This window comes from Haloterrigena alkaliphila (assembly GCF_017352155.2).
Taxonomy (GTDB): Archaea; Halobacteriota; Halobacteria; order Halobacteriales; family Natrialbaceae; genus Haloterrigena; species Haloterrigena alkaliphila.
Map to the genome: position 1 here is coordinate 3,789,581 of NZ_CP071462.1, position 16,825 is coordinate 3,806,405.

Annotated in this window: 16 protein-coding genes and 1 pseudogene; 9 read left to right on the top strand and 8 right to left on the bottom strand. The window is 64.7% G+C overall.

Annotated features, from left to right (window positions below; all coding sequences use genetic code 11):
• Nucleotides 1-70: 70 nt before the first annotated feature.
• Complete coding sequence (locus tag J0X25_RS37470) at nucleotides 71-304, bottom strand: DUF5822 domain-containing protein (RefSeq protein WP_207288952.1); 234 nt, start codon at nucleotides 302-304, stop codon at nucleotides 71-73.
• 173 nt (nucleotides 305-477) lie between these two features.
• Between J0X25_RS37470 and panB the strand changes: the two genes are divergently transcribed.
• Both panB and J0X25_RS37480 read left to right on the top strand, forming a co-directional pair.
• Entirely contained in the window at nucleotides 478-1,290 is an 813-nt protein-coding gene (gene panB, locus J0X25_RS37475; protein ID WP_207288953.1) for a 3-methyl-2-oxobutanoate hydroxymethyltransferase, read from the top strand.
• 210 nt (nucleotides 1,291-1,500) lie between these two features.
• On the top strand, nucleotides 1,501-1,722 hold the full coding sequence (locus J0X25_RS37480; RefSeq protein WP_207288954.1) for a DUF7511 domain-containing protein: 222 nt from the start codon (nucleotides 1,501-1,503) through the stop codon (nucleotides 1,720-1,722).
• Between the two features lie 108 nt (nucleotides 1,723-1,830).
• Here J0X25_RS37480 and J0X25_RS37485 read toward each other — a convergent pair whose 3' ends face one another.
• Complete coding sequence (locus J0X25_RS37485; RefSeq protein WP_207288955.1) at nucleotides 1,831-2,610, bottom strand: alpha/beta fold hydrolase; 780 nt, start codon at nucleotides 2,608-2,610, stop codon at nucleotides 1,831-1,833.
• Between the two features lie 309 nt (nucleotides 2,611-2,919).
• On the opposite strand from J0X25_RS37485, the gene J0X25_RS37490 reads away from it, so the two are divergent.
• Entirely contained in the window at nucleotides 2,920-3,168 is a 249-nt protein-coding gene (locus J0X25_RS37490; RefSeq protein ID WP_207288956.1) for a DUF7127 family protein, read from the top strand.
• Nucleotides 3,165-5,429 (top strand): CDC48 family AAA ATPase, encoded by a 2,265-nt coding sequence (locus J0X25_RS37495; RefSeq protein WP_207288957.1) that lies wholly within the window; start codon nucleotides 3,165-3,167, stop codon nucleotides 5,427-5,429. Before J0X25_RS37490 ends, J0X25_RS37495 begins: the two co-directional genes overlap by 4 nt.
• Before the next feature lie 164 nt (nucleotides 5,430-5,593).
• Here J0X25_RS37495 and bcp read toward each other — a convergent pair whose 3' ends face one another.
• The 4 genes from bcp to priS all read right to left on the bottom strand — a co-directional run bounded on the left by bcp (nucleotide 5,594) and on the right by priS (nucleotide 10,136).
• Nucleotides 5,594-6,073: a thioredoxin-dependent thiol peroxidase gene (bcp, locus tag J0X25_RS37500; protein WP_207288958.1), complete on the bottom strand. Its 480-nt coding sequence runs from the start codon at nucleotides 6,071-6,073 to the stop codon at nucleotides 5,594-5,596.
• Between the two features lie 104 nt (nucleotides 6,074-6,177).
• On the bottom strand, nucleotides 6,178-7,095 hold the full coding sequence (locus J0X25_RS37505; protein WP_207288959.1) for a polysaccharide lyase: 918 nt from the start codon (nucleotides 7,093-7,095) through the stop codon (nucleotides 6,178-6,180).
• Between the two features lie 895 nt (nucleotides 7,096-7,990).
• Nucleotides 7,991-8,950: a DNA replication complex subunit Gins51 gene (locus J0X25_RS37510; protein ID WP_207288960.1), complete on the bottom strand. Its 960-nt coding sequence runs from the start codon at nucleotides 8,948-8,950 to the stop codon at nucleotides 7,991-7,993.
• Nucleotides 8,951-8,960: 10 nt separating this feature from the next.
• Nucleotides 8,961-10,136, bottom strand: a complete 1,176-nt coding sequence (gene priS, locus J0X25_RS37515) for a DNA primase small subunit PriS (RefSeq protein ID WP_207288961.1) — start codon at nucleotides 10,134-10,136, stop codon at nucleotides 8,961-8,963.
• Between the two features lie 99 nt (nucleotides 10,137-10,235).
• Between priS and J0X25_RS37520 the strand changes: the two genes are divergently transcribed.
• A complete protein-coding gene (locus tag J0X25_RS37520; protein WP_207288962.1) occupies nucleotides 10,236-10,928 on the top strand; it encodes a YqjF family protein in 693 nt (230 codons plus the stop codon).
• A gap of 125 nt (nucleotides 10,929-11,053) precedes the next feature.
• Here J0X25_RS37520 and J0X25_RS37525 read toward each other — a convergent pair whose 3' ends face one another.
• A complete protein-coding gene (locus J0X25_RS37525) occupies nucleotides 11,054-11,530 on the bottom strand; it encodes a GNAT family N-acetyltransferase (RefSeq protein WP_207288963.1) in 477 nt (158 codons plus the stop codon).
• A gap of 280 nt (nucleotides 11,531-11,810) precedes the next feature.
• Between J0X25_RS37525 and J0X25_RS37530 the strand changes: the two genes are divergently transcribed.
• From J0X25_RS37530 to J0X25_RS37535, 3 genes and pseudogenes are all read left to right on the top strand, one after another.
• Nucleotides 11,811-12,320 (top strand): archease, encoded by a 510-nt coding sequence (locus tag J0X25_RS37530; protein WP_207288964.1) that lies wholly within the window; start codon nucleotides 11,811-11,813, stop codon nucleotides 12,318-12,320.
• A 169-nt stretch (nucleotides 12,321-12,489) separates the two neighbouring features.
• Nucleotides 12,490-12,798: pseudogene (locus tag J0X25_RS39925) on the top strand (RtcB family protein); the annotation flags it as partial.
• A complete protein-coding gene (locus J0X25_RS37535) occupies nucleotides 12,790-15,381 on the top strand; it encodes an RtcB family protein (protein ID WP_345778480.1) in 2,592 nt (863 codons plus the stop codon). The pseudogene J0X25_RS39925 and the gene J0X25_RS37535, both read left to right, overlap by 9 nt.
• 46 nt (nucleotides 15,382-15,427) lie before the next feature.
• Here J0X25_RS37535 and J0X25_RS37540 read toward each other — a convergent pair whose 3' ends face one another.
• Nucleotides 15,428-15,652, bottom strand: coding sequence for a hypothetical protein (locus J0X25_RS37540; RefSeq protein ID WP_207288966.1), 225 nt, complete (start codon nucleotides 15,650-15,652; stop codon nucleotides 15,428-15,430).
• Between the two features lie 140 nt (nucleotides 15,653-15,792).
• Between J0X25_RS37540 and moaA the strand changes: the two genes are divergently transcribed.
• Nucleotides 15,793-16,785, top strand: a complete 993-nt coding sequence (moaA, locus tag J0X25_RS37545) for a GTP 3',8-cyclase MoaA (protein ID WP_207288967.1) — start codon at nucleotides 15,793-15,795, stop codon at nucleotides 16,783-16,785.
• The last annotated feature ends 40 nt before the right edge of the window (nucleotides 16,786-16,825 follow it).

Genomic DNA, 16,825 nt, shown 5'->3' on the forward strand with positions numbered 1-16,825 from the left:
AAGCGGGTCGGCCGGTAGCGAGCGTCGAGGTCGATCGATGGCGAGCGTCGAGTTTGAGCGGTGGCGAACGTCAGCGCAGGTTCCGTTTCGCGTACGCGAAGACGACGAGGGCCGTACAGAACCAGATCGGAGCGCCGACGCGGATCGCGAACTCGGCGCGATCGGGCCACGTCGCGAGGTCGACGTTCGTCGAGAGCAGGGCGACGATCGGCGCGCCGACGACGATCGTGGCGACGAAGGTGACCTGCATCACCCAGCCGTAGTCGACCCCCTCCGGATTCGTCGTCTCGACGCGTTCTGGCACGACTGACAGTGACGACCCGTGCCTCTTAATTACCGCGGATCTCGCGCTTTCGGTCCCCAAACGGGCCAGCGTTCCTGAAGACGGGTCGCGCTCGGAAGCGAGCGGCGCGCGGGAGCGCGATCCCCTTCGGTAAAGCACGGTGGTATTTAGTCCTCGGCGACCAATCCACGGGTATGCCTACCGTGCGGGACGTCAGGGAGCAGGCGGGCGAGGAACCGATCACGATGCTGACGGCCTACGACGCGCCGACGGCCCGAATCGTCGACGAAGCGGGCGTCGACATCATCCTCGTCGGCGACAGCGTGGGAAACACGGCGCTGGGTCACGAGACGACCCTCCCCGTCACCGTCGACGGGATGGCCCACCACGTCGGCGCCGTCTCGCGAGCGACCGAGGACGCCCTCGTCGTCGCCGACATGCCCTTCCTCTCCTTCGGCGTCGACGAGACGGAGAGCCTCGAGAACGCCGGGCGGATGCTCAAGGAGGAGGACGCCCAGGCCGTCAAACTCGAGAGCGGCCCGCACACCGTCGACATCACGGAGAAGATGGTCCAGTTGGGGATTCCGGTGATGGCCCACCTCGGCCTGACCCCCCAGCACGTCAATCAGTACGGCGGCTACCCCCGGCAGGGGACCGATCGAGACGCGGCCGAGCGGATGCTCGAGCTCGCGATCGAACACGAGGAGGCGGGCGCGTTCTCGCTGGTCCTCGAGCACGTGCCCGCGAACCTGGCGGCCGAGATCACCGAGGCGATCGACATCCCGACGATCGGGATCGGCGCCGGCCCGGACTGCGACGGCCAGGTGCTCGTGATCGACGACGCGGTCGGCCTGAGCGAGTGGTCGCCCTCGTTCTCGGCGCAGTTCGGCGACGTCCGCGAGGAGATGGCGTCCGCCGTCGACGACTACGTCGATGCCGTCGAGTCCGGGAGCTTCCCCGCCGAGGAACACAGCCACGAAGAGAGCGACCTCGAGGACATCTACTGACCCGTCGCGCGTTCGCTCTGATTTTCGAGCCGATCTGCCGGGAGCGACTCGCTCGAGTAAACGGGCTATCCGACGACTGCTATCCGAGCACGATCGGTCGCTGCGAGAATACTACGGACATATTATGTCCAAAAAGGGATATTGTATATTTATCGCCAGTGTTTATACGTCTCGGTCGAGTACTCGGTAGTACCGACGCGGTGTGCTCCCATGTCTGAACAGCCCGATTCCACGATCGAACCGACGACGAAACCGGTCGACGACCGCGAATCCGGCGACGACTCGACGGTTCTCCAGCACGTGACCGTCGAACACGACGACGATATCGCCGTCTGCACGATATTCCCGCGCGGCCTCGAGGCCGACGAGATTTCGTCCCAGTGGCTCACGGCAACCGGGGATTCGTTCGTCTCGCTGGCGACCCGTCGGTAGCCGGCAGCCATCGGTTCAACTGCGGTCGACTCCGGGACCCGGTCCGCCCGTAACCCCCGTTCTCAGCCCCGCTCTCGCCTCTTTTCTCCGCCCTGCTCCGCCTCCTTCCTACCGTTCGGAGACGATGTTCAGAAACTCCGTGACGGCCGCGTTGAACGCCGTCGGTTGCTCGAGCATCGCGAGGTGGGCCGCCCCCTCGAGTTCGGCGATCCAGGCGTCGTCGATCTCCTCGGCGAGGTACTCGTGGTACCACGGCGGCGTCAACTGGTCGTGCTCGCCGTAGATCGCGAGGGTCGGGACGTCGATCGATTCGAGGTCGTCGCGCACGTCGAACTCGTGACAGGTGAGGAAGTCCCGGCGAACGACCTGCTGGTCGGCCTCGCGGAACCGTTCGATCGACTTCTCGCGCAGGTCCGGCTCGGGGTCGTGGAAGAGTCGATCGGGCCCGTGGAGGAACTCGATCGCTCGCTCGTAATCGTGGGCGAGCCACTCCAGTAGGTCCTCGAGGACGCCGATGCGCGCGCCGGTGCCGAGGAGCACCGCCGCGTCGAGATCCAGCTCGCGCTCGATCAGGAGCTGCAGGGCGGCGGCCCCGCCCAGCGAGTTACCGACCAGCACGCGACTCTCGGTGGCCTCGAGGACGGCCGCCACGTCGTCGGCGTAGGCCGAGAGCGTCGTGTAGCCGGGCCGGGCGTCGATGTCGTCGGAGTCGCCGTGGCCGCTGAGATCGAGCGTGACGATCGGGTTTCGGTCGGCGAGGCGGTGCTGTTCCTTCCAGGCGTCGCGCGACCCGCCGCTCCCGTGGACGAAACAGATGGGTGACCCGTCGCCATCGCGGTCGGCAACCTCGTAGGCCGTCTCGCGGCCGTGGTGTGATACCGTCTCCATACGCGTACGAACGACGGCGGCACGCTTAAACTCTCGAGGCTCCCGCGGTGCCTCCGACACCGGCGGCGACTTCCACTCCAATACTGTCCTGACCGGTTCCGACCGGGCCCGAGGATTCGACGGTCCAGGGGCGCAGGCCGCGAGGCGGCGACGGTCGATGCTGATGGCGCCGGTCGACCGCTCCGCGCAGTCGCTACTCGAGTGGTGTGAACCACGAACAGCTAACTCGATCGGTACCCCGACGCCGTCATCGAATCTGCTGGCGATAAGTTTATATAGTAGCAGTGCTTACTTTGGGTTAGTTACAGCATGACTCTCGAACAATTCACCCGAGAAGAGGGGCAGGTAGCCCGTCGATACGAGTACGACGACGCCGCGGTGCTGGCCGTCGACTTCGGAACCGAACACGCCGAGACCGCAGTCGATGTCGTCGACGAGACGGTCATCGTGGTCGTCGACGGCGAACAGTACGAACTCGAACTCCCCGACGGTGCAGACGACGCGCACACGTTTATGAAAAACGGGGTCCTGACTGTCGAGATGGAGGGCGATCTATGAAACTCACCGTTAAACCACTGAAACAGAAGGACGCCGGGCGCGGACTGGCCGCGATCGACCGCGTCTCGATGCGCGAACTCGATCTGGAGAACGGGGACTACATCGTAATCCAGGGAGCGGGCGACAGCCAGGCCGTCGCACGCGTCTGGCCCGGCTACCCCGAGGACGAGGGGCGAGGAATCATCCGGATCGACGGCCGCCTTCGACAGGAGGCCAACGTCGGGATCGACGACAACGTCAGCGTCGAACCCGCGGACGTCAACCCCGCCAAGTCGGTCACGGTCGCGCTGCCCCAGAACCTCCGCATTCGCGGGGATATCGGTCCGCTCGTCCGCGACAAGCTGAGCGGTCAGGCCGTCACCGAGGGCCAGACGGTGCCGTTCTCGCTCTCGTTCGGCCCGATGGCCAGCTCCGGCCAGTCGGTGCCGCTGAAGATCGCGAGCACGTCGCCCTCGGGCACGGTCGTCATCACGGACTCGACGAACATCGAGATCTCCGAGACGCCGGCCGAGCAGGTGAGTTCGGGCCCCGGCGGCTCCGCCGAGGGCGTCCCCAACGTCACCTACGAGGACATCGGCGGCCTGGACGACGAACTCGACCAGGTCCGCGAGATGATCGAGCTGCCGATGCGCCACCCCGAACTGTTCCAGCAGCTGGGGATCGAGCCGCCGAAGGGCGTTCTCCTGCACGGACCGCCGGGCACCGGGAAGACCCTGATGGCGAAAGCCGTCGCCAACGAGATCGACGCCCACTTCGAGACGATCTCCGGTCCGGAGATCATGTCGAAGTACTACGGTGAGAGCGAGGAGCAGTTGCGGGAAGTGTTCGAGGAGGCCGAGGAGAACGCCCCCGCGATCATCTTCATCGACGAACTCGACTCGATCGCCGCCAAGCGCGAAGACGCCGGCGGCGACGTCGAACGGCGCGTGGTCGCCCAGCTGCTCAGCCTGATGGACGGCCTCGAGGAGCGCGGGCGCGTCACCGTCATCGCCGCGACGAACCGCGTCGACGACATCGACCCCGCGCTCCGCCGCGGCGGTCGCTTCGACCGCGAGATCGAGATCGGCGTCCCGGACAAGGACGGCCGCAAGGAGATCCTGCAGGTCCACACCCGCGGGATGCCCCTCCAGGAGGGAATCGATCTCGATCAGTACGCCGAGAACACCCACGGGTTCGTCGGCGCCGACCTCGAGAGTCTCGTCCGCGAGGGCGCGATGAACGCCCTGCGTCGCATCCGTCCCGACCTCGATCTGGAGGAAGACGAGATCGACGCCGAGGTCCTCGAGACGCTCGAGGTCACCGAGAACGACTTCAAGGACGCGCTCAAGGGCATCCAGCCCTCCGCGATGCGCGAGGTCTTCGTCGAGGTTCCCGACGTCACCTGGAACGACGTCGGCGGCCTCGATGACACCAAGGAGCGCCTCCGCGAGAACGTCCAGTGGCCGCTGGACTACCCCGAGGTGTTCGACCAGCTCGACATGCAGGCCGCCAAGGGTGTCCTCATGTACGGCCCGCCGGGCACCGGGAAGACGCTGCTCGCCAAGGCCGTCGCCAACGAGGCCCAGTCGAACTTCATCTCGATCAAGGGCCCCGAACTGCTGAACAAGTACGTCGGCGAGTCCGAGAAGGGCGTCCGCGAGGTCTTCGAGAAGGCGCGGGCGAACGCGCCGACCGTGATCTTCTTCGACGAGATCGACTCGATCGCGGGCCAGCGCGGCCGCCAGCAGGGCGACTCCGGCGTCGGCGAACGAGTCGTCAGCCAGCTGCTGACCGAACTCGACGGCCTCGAGGAACTCGAGGACGTCGTCGTGATCGCCACGACCAACCGCCCCGACCTGATCGACTCGGCGCTGCTCCGTCCGGGACGCCTGGACCGCCACGTCCACGTGCCCGTCCCCGACGAGAGCGGGCGCAAGAAGATCTTCGAGGTCCACACCCGAGGCAAGCCCCTGGCCGACGCGGTCGACCTCGACTGGCTCGCCGCGGAGACGGAGGGCTACGTCGGCGCCGACATCGAAGCGGTCTGCCGCGAGGCGTCGATGGCCGCCAGCCGCGAGTTCATCAACTCGGTCGACCCCGAGGATATCGACGACACCATCGGGAACGTCCGACTCAGCCGCGAGCACTTCGAACACGCGCTCGAGGAGGTCAACCCGAGCGTGACTCCCGACACGCGCGAGCAGTACGAGGAGATCGAAGAGCAGTTCAACACGGCCGAACCGGGCCAGGAAAAGGACCAGCTCGGTCGCACCTTCCAGTAAGACGGTCGCAACGGATCGCGACCCGACTGGTCGTTTCGCAGTTTTTTCTCGAGCGTCACTCGCCCGCCGAGCCGACGGCTCACGCGTCCGGAAACCGAATTACGAGAGCCCGCTCAGGGAGAGATACGAGCGTCCGATCAGGGAGAAACTTCCGCCGACGTCACTCAGGGGGAGACTTCCGCCGACGAGTCCTCGAGATCCGCGAGAACCTCTTCGGCGTGTCCGTCCGGCGTGACGCCCTCGTAGACCGCCTCGATGCGGCCGTCGGGGTCGACGACGTAGGTGTTACGGAAGACGCCGTCGAACGTGTTGCCGAACATTTGTTTCTCGCCGTAGGAGTCGTACAGCGACGCGACCTCGCCGTGTTCGTCCGAGAGGAGGTCGAACGCGAGGTCGTAGTCGTCGGCGAAGGACTCGAGGTCCGCGACCGGGTCGTCGCTGATGCCGACGATGGAGACGTCGCGGTCGTCGAAGTCGGGTTTCGCGTCGTTGAACGCGCAGGCCTCGGTGGTGCAGCCGTCGGTGTTCGCCCGCGGATAGAAGTAGACGACGAGGCGCTCGCCCTCGAAATCGGAGCGCCGAACGAGGTCGCCGTGCTGGTTTGGAAGTTCGAACTCGGGTGCTTCGTCGCCGACGTCGAGCATGGCCGTCTCTTGGAGAGGATCGACGTATGCGTTGTGGTTTGTGATGGCTCGATTCGCGAACTGAACCTCGTCCTCAGTAGAGCGGAAGCAGGTATCGGAACGCCTTATGACTGGGTCACGACGGTGTTTCGAGCGGTCGTCGAGACGGCGTGATTTTTGAAGTAGATCGACTGCGCAGTCGGACTCCCGTCGCTACCCGGCCAGTAGTAACCCGTGAATCCGCAAAATTCGATCCGATTCGAATCGTCGGTCGTCCACCTCAATCCCTGTTCCTCGTACGCGAGCGCGCCGTCGATCCAGCAGCGCGTGACGCCATCTGCGTTCGCCGACGAGCCCGACCACGTGTTACAGACGACTTCGGTCTCGACCGTGATCCAGTCGCCCGGATCCACGACGACGTTGCCAAACACCGCTCTATCACCCGCCTCGGGACTCGACTGATCCATATGATACGTGTACTCACCCACGTGCCAGCCGTCGTCCGGTGCCGGTGTTCCGTCGGCCGCGTCGCGACGCGTGAGGTACGGCCGACTCGACCAGCCGTTCGTTCCGTCGGGCATCCCGCCACCGGAGTGGGCGCCGCCCGCCGAGTAACTTATCCCACCGTAACAGAACCGAAGGGTGTCGCCATCGGGCAATTGAAAGTCTTCCGGAAGGTACAACTGGAACCGCTGATACACCCGGTTCGCCTGCCCGTGATCGGTTGTGGTCACCTCCAGATCGGAATTGTCGAGTGCGAGCGCGGCGTTTCCGGCGTGGTCGACGCCCTCGCCGAACGGGATCTCGAGGACGATGTCGTCCGATCCGGCGGGATCGTCCGTCCACTGATGCCGTTCGGGGGTGCCGCTATAGTTAGCAAGCGACTGGTCGTAGATAGCTCCTGGGTCCGAATACTCGTCGTACGCGATCGTCGCGAGTTCACTTTCGTCGCTATCACCGTCATCTGAAAAGAACGCACACCCGGCGGTGACCGACGCGACGGATACTCCTGTCGCAGAGGCGAGGAACTGTCGTCTACTCACCATCGTGAGTGTCGTGTATCTGGATTACGCGTACGGTATTCTAATGGGCCTCACCGTAAGCTCGCTCACAAGTGTTCTGAATAGCGTATACAGTAATGAGTTGTGTCGGCTATTGCAGCAGACCTATGGCTACGTCGCAGACGCGACCGCTCTTCAGCGCGACTCGGTGATTATATCGGGAGCACGGATCTGATTCTGGTCGGGTATCGCGCAGACTCAGGCGTCATCATCCCGTCTCTGAGTCGTCCGTCCGAATGGAACCGGTACTGCGTTCTCAACTATAACTCCAGAGAAGCGAGTACATACCGTCTCCTCGAGGACGCTACGGGTTATGCAAAGACAGCGAAACGACCTCACAACTGGAGGATCTCTTTCACGTCATGTTCGGTATCAACGTCCGGATAGTTCGGCCACGACGCCATCTTTTCGACGCAACACGAGATGCAGTACAGTTCGTACTTATTCGGACTCTGCCAGCATTCTCGTTCTAACCACCATCCGGCTCTCTTCTGACCGTCGACGTGAGTCCCGCAATCCTGACAGGGCTTCGGCTCAAACGGCGGGTTTGGACTGGGGTGATAGAGTCCACTGCCATCGGTGAAAGACCCTGTCTCGATCGGGGATTCCAAGGTTTTGGCTTCACTGGTGATACCTTCCCCGTCTTTCGTCTCTCGATCGCTGCTACCACTACCCTCGCTACTCCTTGCCATGTAATGCCTTGCTACGTCCCCTTTCAAATAGCTATTGGGAGATACACACGTGCGTAACGATTACTGACAAATATATCAGACTCAAAAACGGCTGATGCGACTGAAACTACATTTCGATTCTCCGAAGTTCGTCGTTCAGGAACGACATTCACTCAACTTCCTTCTCACGCGTGATCGAAACGAATCTACTCGAGCGGTTCGGCCGCCTCCTGCTCGAGCAGCGGGTCGGCGTTCTGCTCGGGGAGGGTGACGATGTCGTCGCTCGAGAGGCTGTATTCGCGGTCGTCGACGCCGAGAATCGAGCCGACGTCGCGCGTGATCCGGACGGTGACGCGGTCGATATCGGTCTCGGCAGCGCCGTCGGCCGCCGCGTCGGGTTCGGAATCGGCAGGTGTAGTATCCGAGGCCTCCGGCGACTCTCCGGCGGTTTCGTCGTCGAGATCCGGCCCGTCGCCGCCCATAACGTCGGCCGGCGTCACGCCGCTCGAGTCGCTCGATCCGGGTTCGGTTCCGGTAGCGGCGCCGGAATCGGCGTCAGCCGGCGGTGCCTGGGGCGGCGCCGGGGGCGCGTCGTCTGTCCCGTCCTCGATCGGATCGGCGGCCGCTGGATCCGCGTCTGGCGCGGGACTCGAGTCGGGTCCGGCCGGGTCCGTGGCCTCTCGAGGCCCACCGGCGAGTTCGGGGTCGGGGTCGGTCCCCGCTCCCGCCGGGTCATCGGCCCCGCCGATGGCACCGCCGCCAGTCGCGGCCTCGGTCTCGATCCCCTCGAGGACGTCGAGGACGCGCGATTTGTTCGAACTGATACGGTCGACGAGGTCGTCGAAGAGGTCGGCCTCTTCCGCCGTGAGGCCCTCGTCGTCGGCTGGCATCCCCGCAGCGGCGAGGCTCGCCTGCTTGACGAGTTTGCCCATCCGACGCTCGTAGATGGCTTCGACGACGTCCTTGGCGGTCTCGATCTCGTCGGTCAGCCGACCGACTTCGGGCGAGGAGAAGGGGTCGTCTGCCCCCTCGGCGACGCGGTCGCGCTCGTCCTCGAGGTCGGCGATGTACTCGCCGACCTCCTGGTAGAACGAGGGGCGCAGATTCTGGAGGCTGTCCTTCTGACGCTCCTTGCTCTGGACCGAACGTAACTCGTCTAAGTTCATCTGTTCGTTCTCACTCCTTCTCCTTCTCCGCCCTGCCGCGTGCCATCAGGAACACGGCAACGTACTCCGGTACTGACTGGTCTCCCTCCGAGACCGTAAAGCTATCCCCCCCGAGTTCGATCTCACCGCCGTCGGTTACGTCGACGGTGACCTCGTGGCCCCGGAACGTGTCCGGGACGGCGTCGACCAGCGGGTCGAAGGCCTCGATCTCGTCGCGCGCGAGGCGGACCGTTTCGAGGCCGCTGCCGCCGTGGAGGCTCCCCGGCAGGCGGATGAGCCGGTTCGTGTCGGTGGTGACGGGTTCGTCGATCGGCGCGTTGTCCCGCTCGACCGCGCGCTCGGCGAACCGCTCGGCGAGCTGGGAAACGGCGGTGTGGACCGTCACGTTGCCCGCCGCGAGCTGCTGGCGGTTGTTCCGCGCGGCGTTGAGCGTCGCCTGCGCCTTCCCCTCGCCGATGCCGTCGAACTCCTGGAGGCGCTCTAAGGCCGCCTCTTCGTCCATCTCGAGGAGGTCGTCGACGAACGTCATCAAATGGGCGTGGGTGCGTTTGCCCCAGCCCCCCTCGATCTCGAGCGTTCGGCGCTCGGTCGGCGTTTTGCGTCCGAGTCCCGCGACGGTCTCGGTGTCGATCAGTTCGTCGAACTCGAGGCCGATGCCGCGGACGTAGTCGACGACCTCCCGGCGGTGCTCCCGGTCGAAGTGGAGCACGTTCTCGTCGCGCACGTGGACGTGATACCCCCGCCCGCCCGAGAAGACGATCTCGAGGTCCTCGAAGCCGAAATCGTCCTCGAGGAACTCGAGCAGTCGGAAGAGTGCGCCCTTGCACTTCGCGAGCATCTCGGCGTACGTGTCCTCGCCGAGGGTCACGCTGGGCAGGTGGTCGGCGTCCAGGTCGAAGACCAGATCCGCGGACTGCCAGTCCTTGGCGCTCATCGAACTCGCGCCGGGGTCGCGAAACCGGCCGGCCGAGAAGTAGACGTGGCGCGGGCGTTTTCGGACGAGGAACTCCGAGAGGTCGCCCAGTTCGAGCAGCGAACGGTGGCGGACCATCGTCGTGTCGGGTCCCTCCGTCCACGGGATGAATCCCCACTCGCGCTCGTTGGCCGCGGGCGGCGGCGTGATCTCCGTCCGTCGGTAGTGGTCGCGGAACCGCCCCCGCAGGTAGGCCCTCGTTCGCTCCTCCATACGACTCGAGTAGTCGGGGGTGGGGGCGTATAATCCTGCCGAAAGTTCGACCCCCAGCGGAGCTATTTCCGGGCGCCAATCGTCTGCTAGCGCGAACGAATGCTCGGATCGCTTCACATGGGCTGGCGCCACGTCCTCTTCGCCAACTGGCCGGTCGATCCGTCCGTGGTCGAACCGCACCTCCCGGACGCGCTCGAACTCGAGACGTACGACGGCCGGGCGTGGCTCTCGGCCGTTCCGTTTACGAACGTCGACATCCGGCCGAAGAGACTCCCCCCGGGGGCGGGATTCTCCCTCCCCGAACTCAACCTCCGAACCTACGTGGCGTCCGACGGCGAGCCGGGAGTCTACTTCTTCTCCCTCGACGCCGACGGGATCCTAGGGGTGCTCGGTGCACGCCTCTTCCACCACCTCCCGTACTACTACGCCAGTATCGATCTCACCGTCGAACGCGGCCGCGTTCGGTTCTCGAGTCGCCGCCGCCATCCCGGTGCCAGACCGGTGCAGTTCGACGCGACGTACGAACCGAGTGGGGGCCAGTATGCCGCCGAACCGGACACCCTCGCCGCGTTCCTCGCGGAGCGCTACCGCTACTACACCGAAGCCCCGGACGGAACGCTTCGCTACGCCACCATCGATCACGAGCCGTGGTCGCTGTACGACGTCGACGTCGAGATCGAACCTGACTCGCTCTTTCGAGCCAACGGGTTCGCGACGCCGGATACCGAGCCCGTTCACTTCTACAGTCCCGGCGTCGACACGATCGCGTCCGGGAGCAGACGCCTCAACTGAGCAGCGACTACACCCTGTTCCGCGCCCGGAGTGGCCGACCTCGAGGCGGAAGCGGAGAACGAGCGGGACAACGGCCGAGCGCCGACGCTGATCGGGAACGGAGGCGACTGCTACTCGAGGGCCGATCAGCGACGCATCAGTTCCGAGATCTTGTCGGTGATGCCGACGTCGGAACCGAGTTTCAGGTAGTAGGCGTCGCCGCCGTCTTCGTAGTAGTCGTCGATGCGGCGTTTGATCTCGAACCCGAGGTGTTCGTAGAACTGGAGGGCGTTCTCGTTGCTCGTTCGGGCGTGACACGTGATCGAGTCGTGGTCTTCGGCGACCCGCGCGATGAGTTTCTTGCCGACCCCTTCTCCCCGAAACCCCGGCGAGACCGCCAGAAAGAGGATGTAGCCGTCCCGCCGGACGGCGGCGAACCCGATCAGTTCCCCGTCCTGAACGTAACAGTGGACCTTCGAGCGGCGATACGCGTCGGTAAAGAAGTCGTACCGCTGCTTGAGCACGCCTTCCTGACTGTTGATCTCCTCCTTGAGGTGCCAGGCTTCGTCGACGTAGTCGTCGCTCCCCGGCGCGACGACCCGACTGTCGATATTGACGCTCACTGCCAGGGTCTACCACCGTCGTCAATATAATTCCACCGGCAGTCGAGAAGACGTAACGTCAGACGAGCGGACTGTCTGCAGTCGTCCGGCGGCGGGACGCGCCGGCGTCTCGAGACGCAGCCATCGGGCAGTGGCTCGAACCGATCCCACCGTGACTCGAGACCGGCTCCGCGTACCGGCTCCGAGAACCGACTCCGCGTACCGGCCCCCCGAACGGGCCATGCGAACCGTCGCGAAACCGACGGGCATACGACGCCGGCGGTCGAACTCGTTCGCGACCATGACGCCAGCGCCGGACCGTCGCTTCGAACTGCGGGATCACACCGCCGACGTCGCGGTCGCGGCCGACGGCGACTCGCTCGAGGCCGTCTTCGCCGCCGTCGCCGACGGCCTCGCGGCCGCGTCGTGCGACGAGATTCCCGACGGAACCGGCGACCGGTTCTCGTTCTCGGTGACCGCGGAAGGCCGCGAGGCTCTGCTGTTCGATTACCTGGACGAACTGATCTACCTGCGGGACGTCCGCGCGGCACTCCCCGTCGACCACCTCGTCGAGTCCATCGAGGGGCCGGACGGCGATACCGACGGATCCGAGCCTGATGGAGCCGAACCCGACGGAGCCACACCCGATGCAGCCGAACCCGACGCGTGGTCCCTCGAGGCCAGCGCCCGCGGCGTCCCACTGGCCGACGTCGACGCGCGCGAGGTGAAGGCCGTGACCTACTCGGAGATGCGACTCGAGCGCCGCGAGGACGACACGAGCTGGGAGGCGTACGTCGTCTTCGACGTTTGACGCCGGCGGTCGGACAGACGCACTCCCCGCAAAGGCATATTAGTCCCACGTTTGCGACCGGACGGTCCGTTCGTGCGACCCGACGCCGTCGGCGGTGATTGGCTGGTGACGACTCCCGAAGCCGACGGAGAGACGAACATCTTTCATCGATGGCGCCCGACGCTCGAGTATGACCACCTTCGACGCCGACGGCATCACGCTCGAGCGGGTACGCGAGTACGTCTGGGAGATTCCGCAGGAGGGCGACATGCGCGTGCCGGCGCGGGTGCTGGCCAGCGAAGCGTTGCTCGAGCAGATTACAGAGGACAAGACGCTCGAGCAACTCACGAACACGACCCACCTCCCCGGAATCACCAACTACGCGATCTGTATGCCCGACGGTCACCAGGGCTACGGCTTCCCCGTCGGCGGGGTCGGGGCACTGGACGCCGAAAACGGCTGTATTTCGCCGGGAGCGGTCGGCTACGACATCAACTGCCTCACTGGAGAAACGGAGGTACTCCTCGAGCACGGTCGCCGGCTTCCGATCGAGAACCTTGAGGACCGATTCGAGGAGGAGAACGCGATGGTCGCCAGCGACCGTCTCACGCCCTCGGAAATTCGGCTGTTCACCGAGCGCGAGAACGCGACGGTGTACGAAGTAGGGACGGAGACCGGCGATCGGATCTCCGCGACAGCGGATCACCCGTTCCGAACGCCGGACGGGATGCTGCCGCTCGAGGAGCTCACCGAAGGCGACGAGGTTCTCCTCCAGCCGTTCCGCGGCGTCCCGGACGAAGAACCTGAGGAGTTCACGGTCCTCAGCCAGGACGACTTCGCGGACGAGAATCCGCAACTCATTCGTGCACTGGAAGAGCGCGATCTCCTCCCGCTGAAATCGACCGACGACGCGTTCAACCGCTTCCTCAAACTCGTCGGGTTCCACACCGGAGACGGCGCGATCGGAGCCGGCGGACAGACGTGGTTCTACGGAGATCCCGAGGATCTCGAATCGATTCAGGACGACATCGAAGCGGTCGGATTCACACCCTCGAAAATCTACGAACGAGACCGATCGCACGATATCGACGGAAAGACGTTCGAAACGACGGAGTACAGCGCCCGATCGACCTCGAAGGCCTTCCAGAAAGCGCTGCTCGCGCTGGGAGCACCCGACGGACGGAAGATCGAATCGGACTTCACGACACCGTGGTACTTCGATCGACTGACGAACTGGCAGAAAGCGCTGTACGTCTCGGCGTACTTTGGGGCCGAAATGAACGCCCCTGCGGCCCAGCACGACAAGAACCTGTACTGTCCGAAGGTGTCGCAGACACGGATAACCGACGTCGCGGACGCTGGCGAGGAATTCATGGCGGATCTGGCCTCGTTCCTCGCCGATCTCGGTATCGAAACGAACGAGATCGAGCGGTTCGAAACCGACTCGAGCACCGATCGGGAGACGATCAGACTTCGCCTCGGGATCAAAAACGACTCTGCGAACCTCGTTCAGTTCTTCTCGACAGTTGGCTATCGGTACAACCAGGAGAAGCGGCGAAAATCTATCAAAGCGCTCCAGTACCTCAAGCGGAAAGAGGCGGTGATCGATCGGCGAGTAGAGATCGCTACGGAAGCGAAAGCAATGGCTGACGGCGGAACGACTGCCGCCGATATCAAATCCGAGTTCGATATCAACGAGCGATTCATCGAACGAAGTATCTGGAGCGAGCGTACGGGACGACCGCGGCCACCCGCCGATTTCCCCGGATTCGAAGAGTACTGTGAGCCGGTTTCCGTCGGCGACGACCTCACGATTCCCGCCCAGGTTCGCTCCATCGAACCTGCCGGTGAACGGACGGTATACGATATTGGCGTGACACACGACGCCCACAATTTCGTCGGAAACGGATTCGTCGTATCGAACTGCGGCGTCCGGATGATGCGGACGAACCTCACCTACGACGAGTTGCAGGGCCGCGAGGAGGAACTCGTCGACTCGCTGTTCGCCAACGTGCCGTCGGGTCTGGGCGGCGGCGGCATCGTCGAAGCCGGCGTCGACACCGTCGAGGAGATCCTCGAGCGCGGCGTCGACTGGGCCCTCGAGCACGGCCACGCCGTCGAGGAGGACCTGCTTCACTGCGAGGACGAGGGGATGCGCGAGGGCGCCGATGCCAGCAAGGTCAGCCAGAAGGCAAAGGATCGCGGGAAGAACCAGATCGGCTCGCTCGGGTCGGGCAACCACTTCCTCGAGGTCCAGCGCGTCACGGACGTCTTCGACGGCGATGTGGGCGAGGCCTACGGGCTCGAGGAGGACCAGATCGTCGTCCTGATTCACTGCGGCTCTCGCGGGCTGGGTCACCAGACGTGCAACGACTACCTGCGGAAGATCGAGCAGCAACACCAGGGCCTGCTGGACCAGTTGCCCGACAAGGAACTCGCGGCCGCACCCTCGGGCTCGCAGCTCGCCGAGGACTACTACGGCGCGATGAACGCGGCGATCAACTTCGCGTGGGTCAACCGCCAGCTGATCATGCACCGCACGCGGCAGGTCTTCGAGCGCGTCTTCGACCGCTCCTGGGAGGAGATGGACATGCACCTGCTGTACGACGTGGCCCACAACATCGCGAAGAAGGAAACGCACGCCGTGGGCGACGGCGACGAGCGCGAACTCTACGTCCACCGCAAGGGTGCGACCCGCGCGTTCCCCGCGGGTCATCCCGAAGTACCGAAAGCGTACCGCGATGTCGGCCAGCCGGTGATCATCCCCGGCAGCATGGGCACCGGGAGCTACGTCCTCCGGGGCGGCGAAAACTCCATGGACCTCACGTTCGGCTCGACGGCCCACGGTGCGGGCCGGCTGATGAGCCGTACGCAGGCCAAAGACGAGTTCTGGGGCGGCGACGTCCAGCAGGAACTCGAGGAGCAGGATCGGATCTACGTCAAGGCCCAGTCGGGTTCGACGGTCGCCGAGGAGGCGCCGGGCGTCTACAAGGACGTCGACGAGGTCGTCCGCGTCTCCGACGAACTCGGCATCGGCGACAAGGTCGCGCGGACGTTCCCCGTCTGTAACATCAAGGGGTGATCTCGACTCCTATAGTCCCATGGCGCGCGCTGTGTCCCGCTATCGGTTACTTTAGGCGATACGGATTCTCGTCATCGTCGTCTTCGCCGTCTCCGTCGTCCCCCTCGCTCTCGTAGGGCTTTCGCGCCGTGATCGTTACCGTCGCCTCGGGGTCGTCCTCGTCGGCCCACGGGCTGTCGTAGGCCGAAATCTCGAGGTCGGTCACGTCCCAGCCCTCGCTCTCGATGAGTTCGACCAGCCGCCGCTGGTCCTCGAGCATGTCCTCGTCCATGCGGCCACGTTCGGCCGTGGGCCGGGTAGGTCTTCCGCCGACGAGTCGCCCCGGCGACGTCCTCGAAGCGCAACCGAAATCGGTTACCACCGGTGGAAATACCCGGCGCGTTTAAGCGGATCCGACTGCAACTCAGTAGCATGCTCACCGACGACTTCGGGCGGGAGGTAACTGGGGTTCGCGTCTCCCTCACCGATCGGTGTAATTTCGACTGCGTCTACTGCCACAACGAGGGGCTGGGTGACACGCGCGGCCCGATGGATCCGCAGGACGACGAGATGTCGACCGACGACGTCGTTCGCTTCCTCGAGGTCGCCGCCGAGTTCGACGTGGACGCGGTGAAGTTCACCGGCGGCGAGCCGATGCTCCGGCAGGACCTCGAAGAGATCATCGAACGCACGCCCGATTCGATGGAGGTTTCCCTGACGACCAACGGGACCTTCCTCCCGGGACGCGCCCCCGATCTCGTCGACGCCGGCCTCGAGCGCGTCAACGTCTCTCAGGACGCGCTGGACCCGCAGGACTTCGCCGAGATCACCAAGAGCGGCGCCTACGAGAAGGTCCTCGAGGGCGTCGAGGCCGCGCTCGAGGCCGGACTGGACCCGGTCAAACTCAACATGGTCGTCTTCGAACACACCGCGGGCTACGTGCCGGAGATGGTCGACCACGTCGCCGAAAACGACGGCCTTCAACTGCAGTTGATCGAGTACATGCCCGAACTGACGGGCAAACCGGAGTGGAACGTCGACATCCAGCGGGTTCACGACTGGCTGGCCGAGCAGGCCGACGAGATCGAACACCGCGAGATGCACGACCGCAAGCGTTACTGGATCGGCGGAACCGAGGAGACCGGGGGCGGAATGGTCGAAATCGTCGACCCCGTCGAGAACCCCACCTTCTGCGCGAACTGCCACCGCGTCCGGGTCACCCACGAGGGCTGCCTGAAGGGCTGTCTGAACCGCAACGACGACCTCAAGTCGATGGGCGAGATGACGAAGCCCGAAATTCGGGAGGCGTACCGCGAGGTCGTCGCGAACCGGGTGCCCTACTACGGCGAGTACATGATCAAGAACGGCGACGGCGAGTGGGTACTGAACGACGAGTACCTCGAGGTCGAGCGGGCGGCGGACTGACGCTCGAACTCGAGACGGCCAGCGATCGATAGAACGGACG

Excerpts from the sequence above, each read along its gene's own strand:
- panB (WP_207288953.1), top strand. The coding sequence starts at position 478 with ATGCCTACCGTGCGGGACGTCAGGGAGCAGGCGGGCGAGGAACCGATC.
- J0X25_RS37480 (WP_207288954.1), top strand. The coding sequence starts at position 1,501 with ATGTCTGAACAGCCCGATTCCACGATCGAACCGACGACGAAACCGGTC.
- J0X25_RS37485 (WP_207288955.1), bottom strand. The coding sequence starts at position 2,610 with ATGGAGACGGTATCACACCACGGCCGCGAGACGGCCTACGAGGTTGCC.
- J0X25_RS37490 (WP_207288956.1), top strand. The coding sequence starts at position 2,920 with ATGACTCTCGAACAATTCACCCGAGAAGAGGGGCAGGTAGCCCGTCGA.
- J0X25_RS37495 (WP_207288957.1), top strand. The coding sequence starts at position 3,165 with ATGAAACTCACCGTTAAACCACTGAAACAGAAGGACGCCGGGCGCGGA.
- bcp (WP_207288958.1), bottom strand. The coding sequence starts at position 6,073 with ATGCTCGACGTCGGCGACGAAGCACCCGAGTTCGAACTTCCAAACCAG.
- J0X25_RS37510 (WP_207288960.1), bottom strand. The coding sequence starts at position 8,950 with ATGAACTTAGACGAGTTACGTTCGGTCCAGAGCAAGGAGCGTCAGAAG.
- priS (WP_207288961.1), bottom strand. The coding sequence starts at position 10,136 with ATGGAGGAGCGAACGAGGGCCTACCTGCGGGGGCGGTTCCGCGACCAC.
- J0X25_RS37520 (WP_207288962.1), top strand. The coding sequence starts at position 10,236 with ATGCTCGGATCGCTTCACATGGGCTGGCGCCACGTCCTCTTCGCCAAC.
- J0X25_RS37530 (WP_207288964.1), top strand. The coding sequence starts at position 11,811 with ATGACGCCAGCGCCGGACCGTCGCTTCGAACTGCGGGATCACACCGCC.
- J0X25_RS37540 (WP_207288966.1), bottom strand. The coding sequence starts at position 15,652 with ATGGACGAGGACATGCTCGAGGACCAGCGGCGGCTGGTCGAACTCATC.
- moaA (WP_207288967.1), top strand. The coding sequence starts at position 15,793 with ATGCTCACCGACGACTTCGGGCGGGAGGTAACTGGGGTTCGCGTCTCC.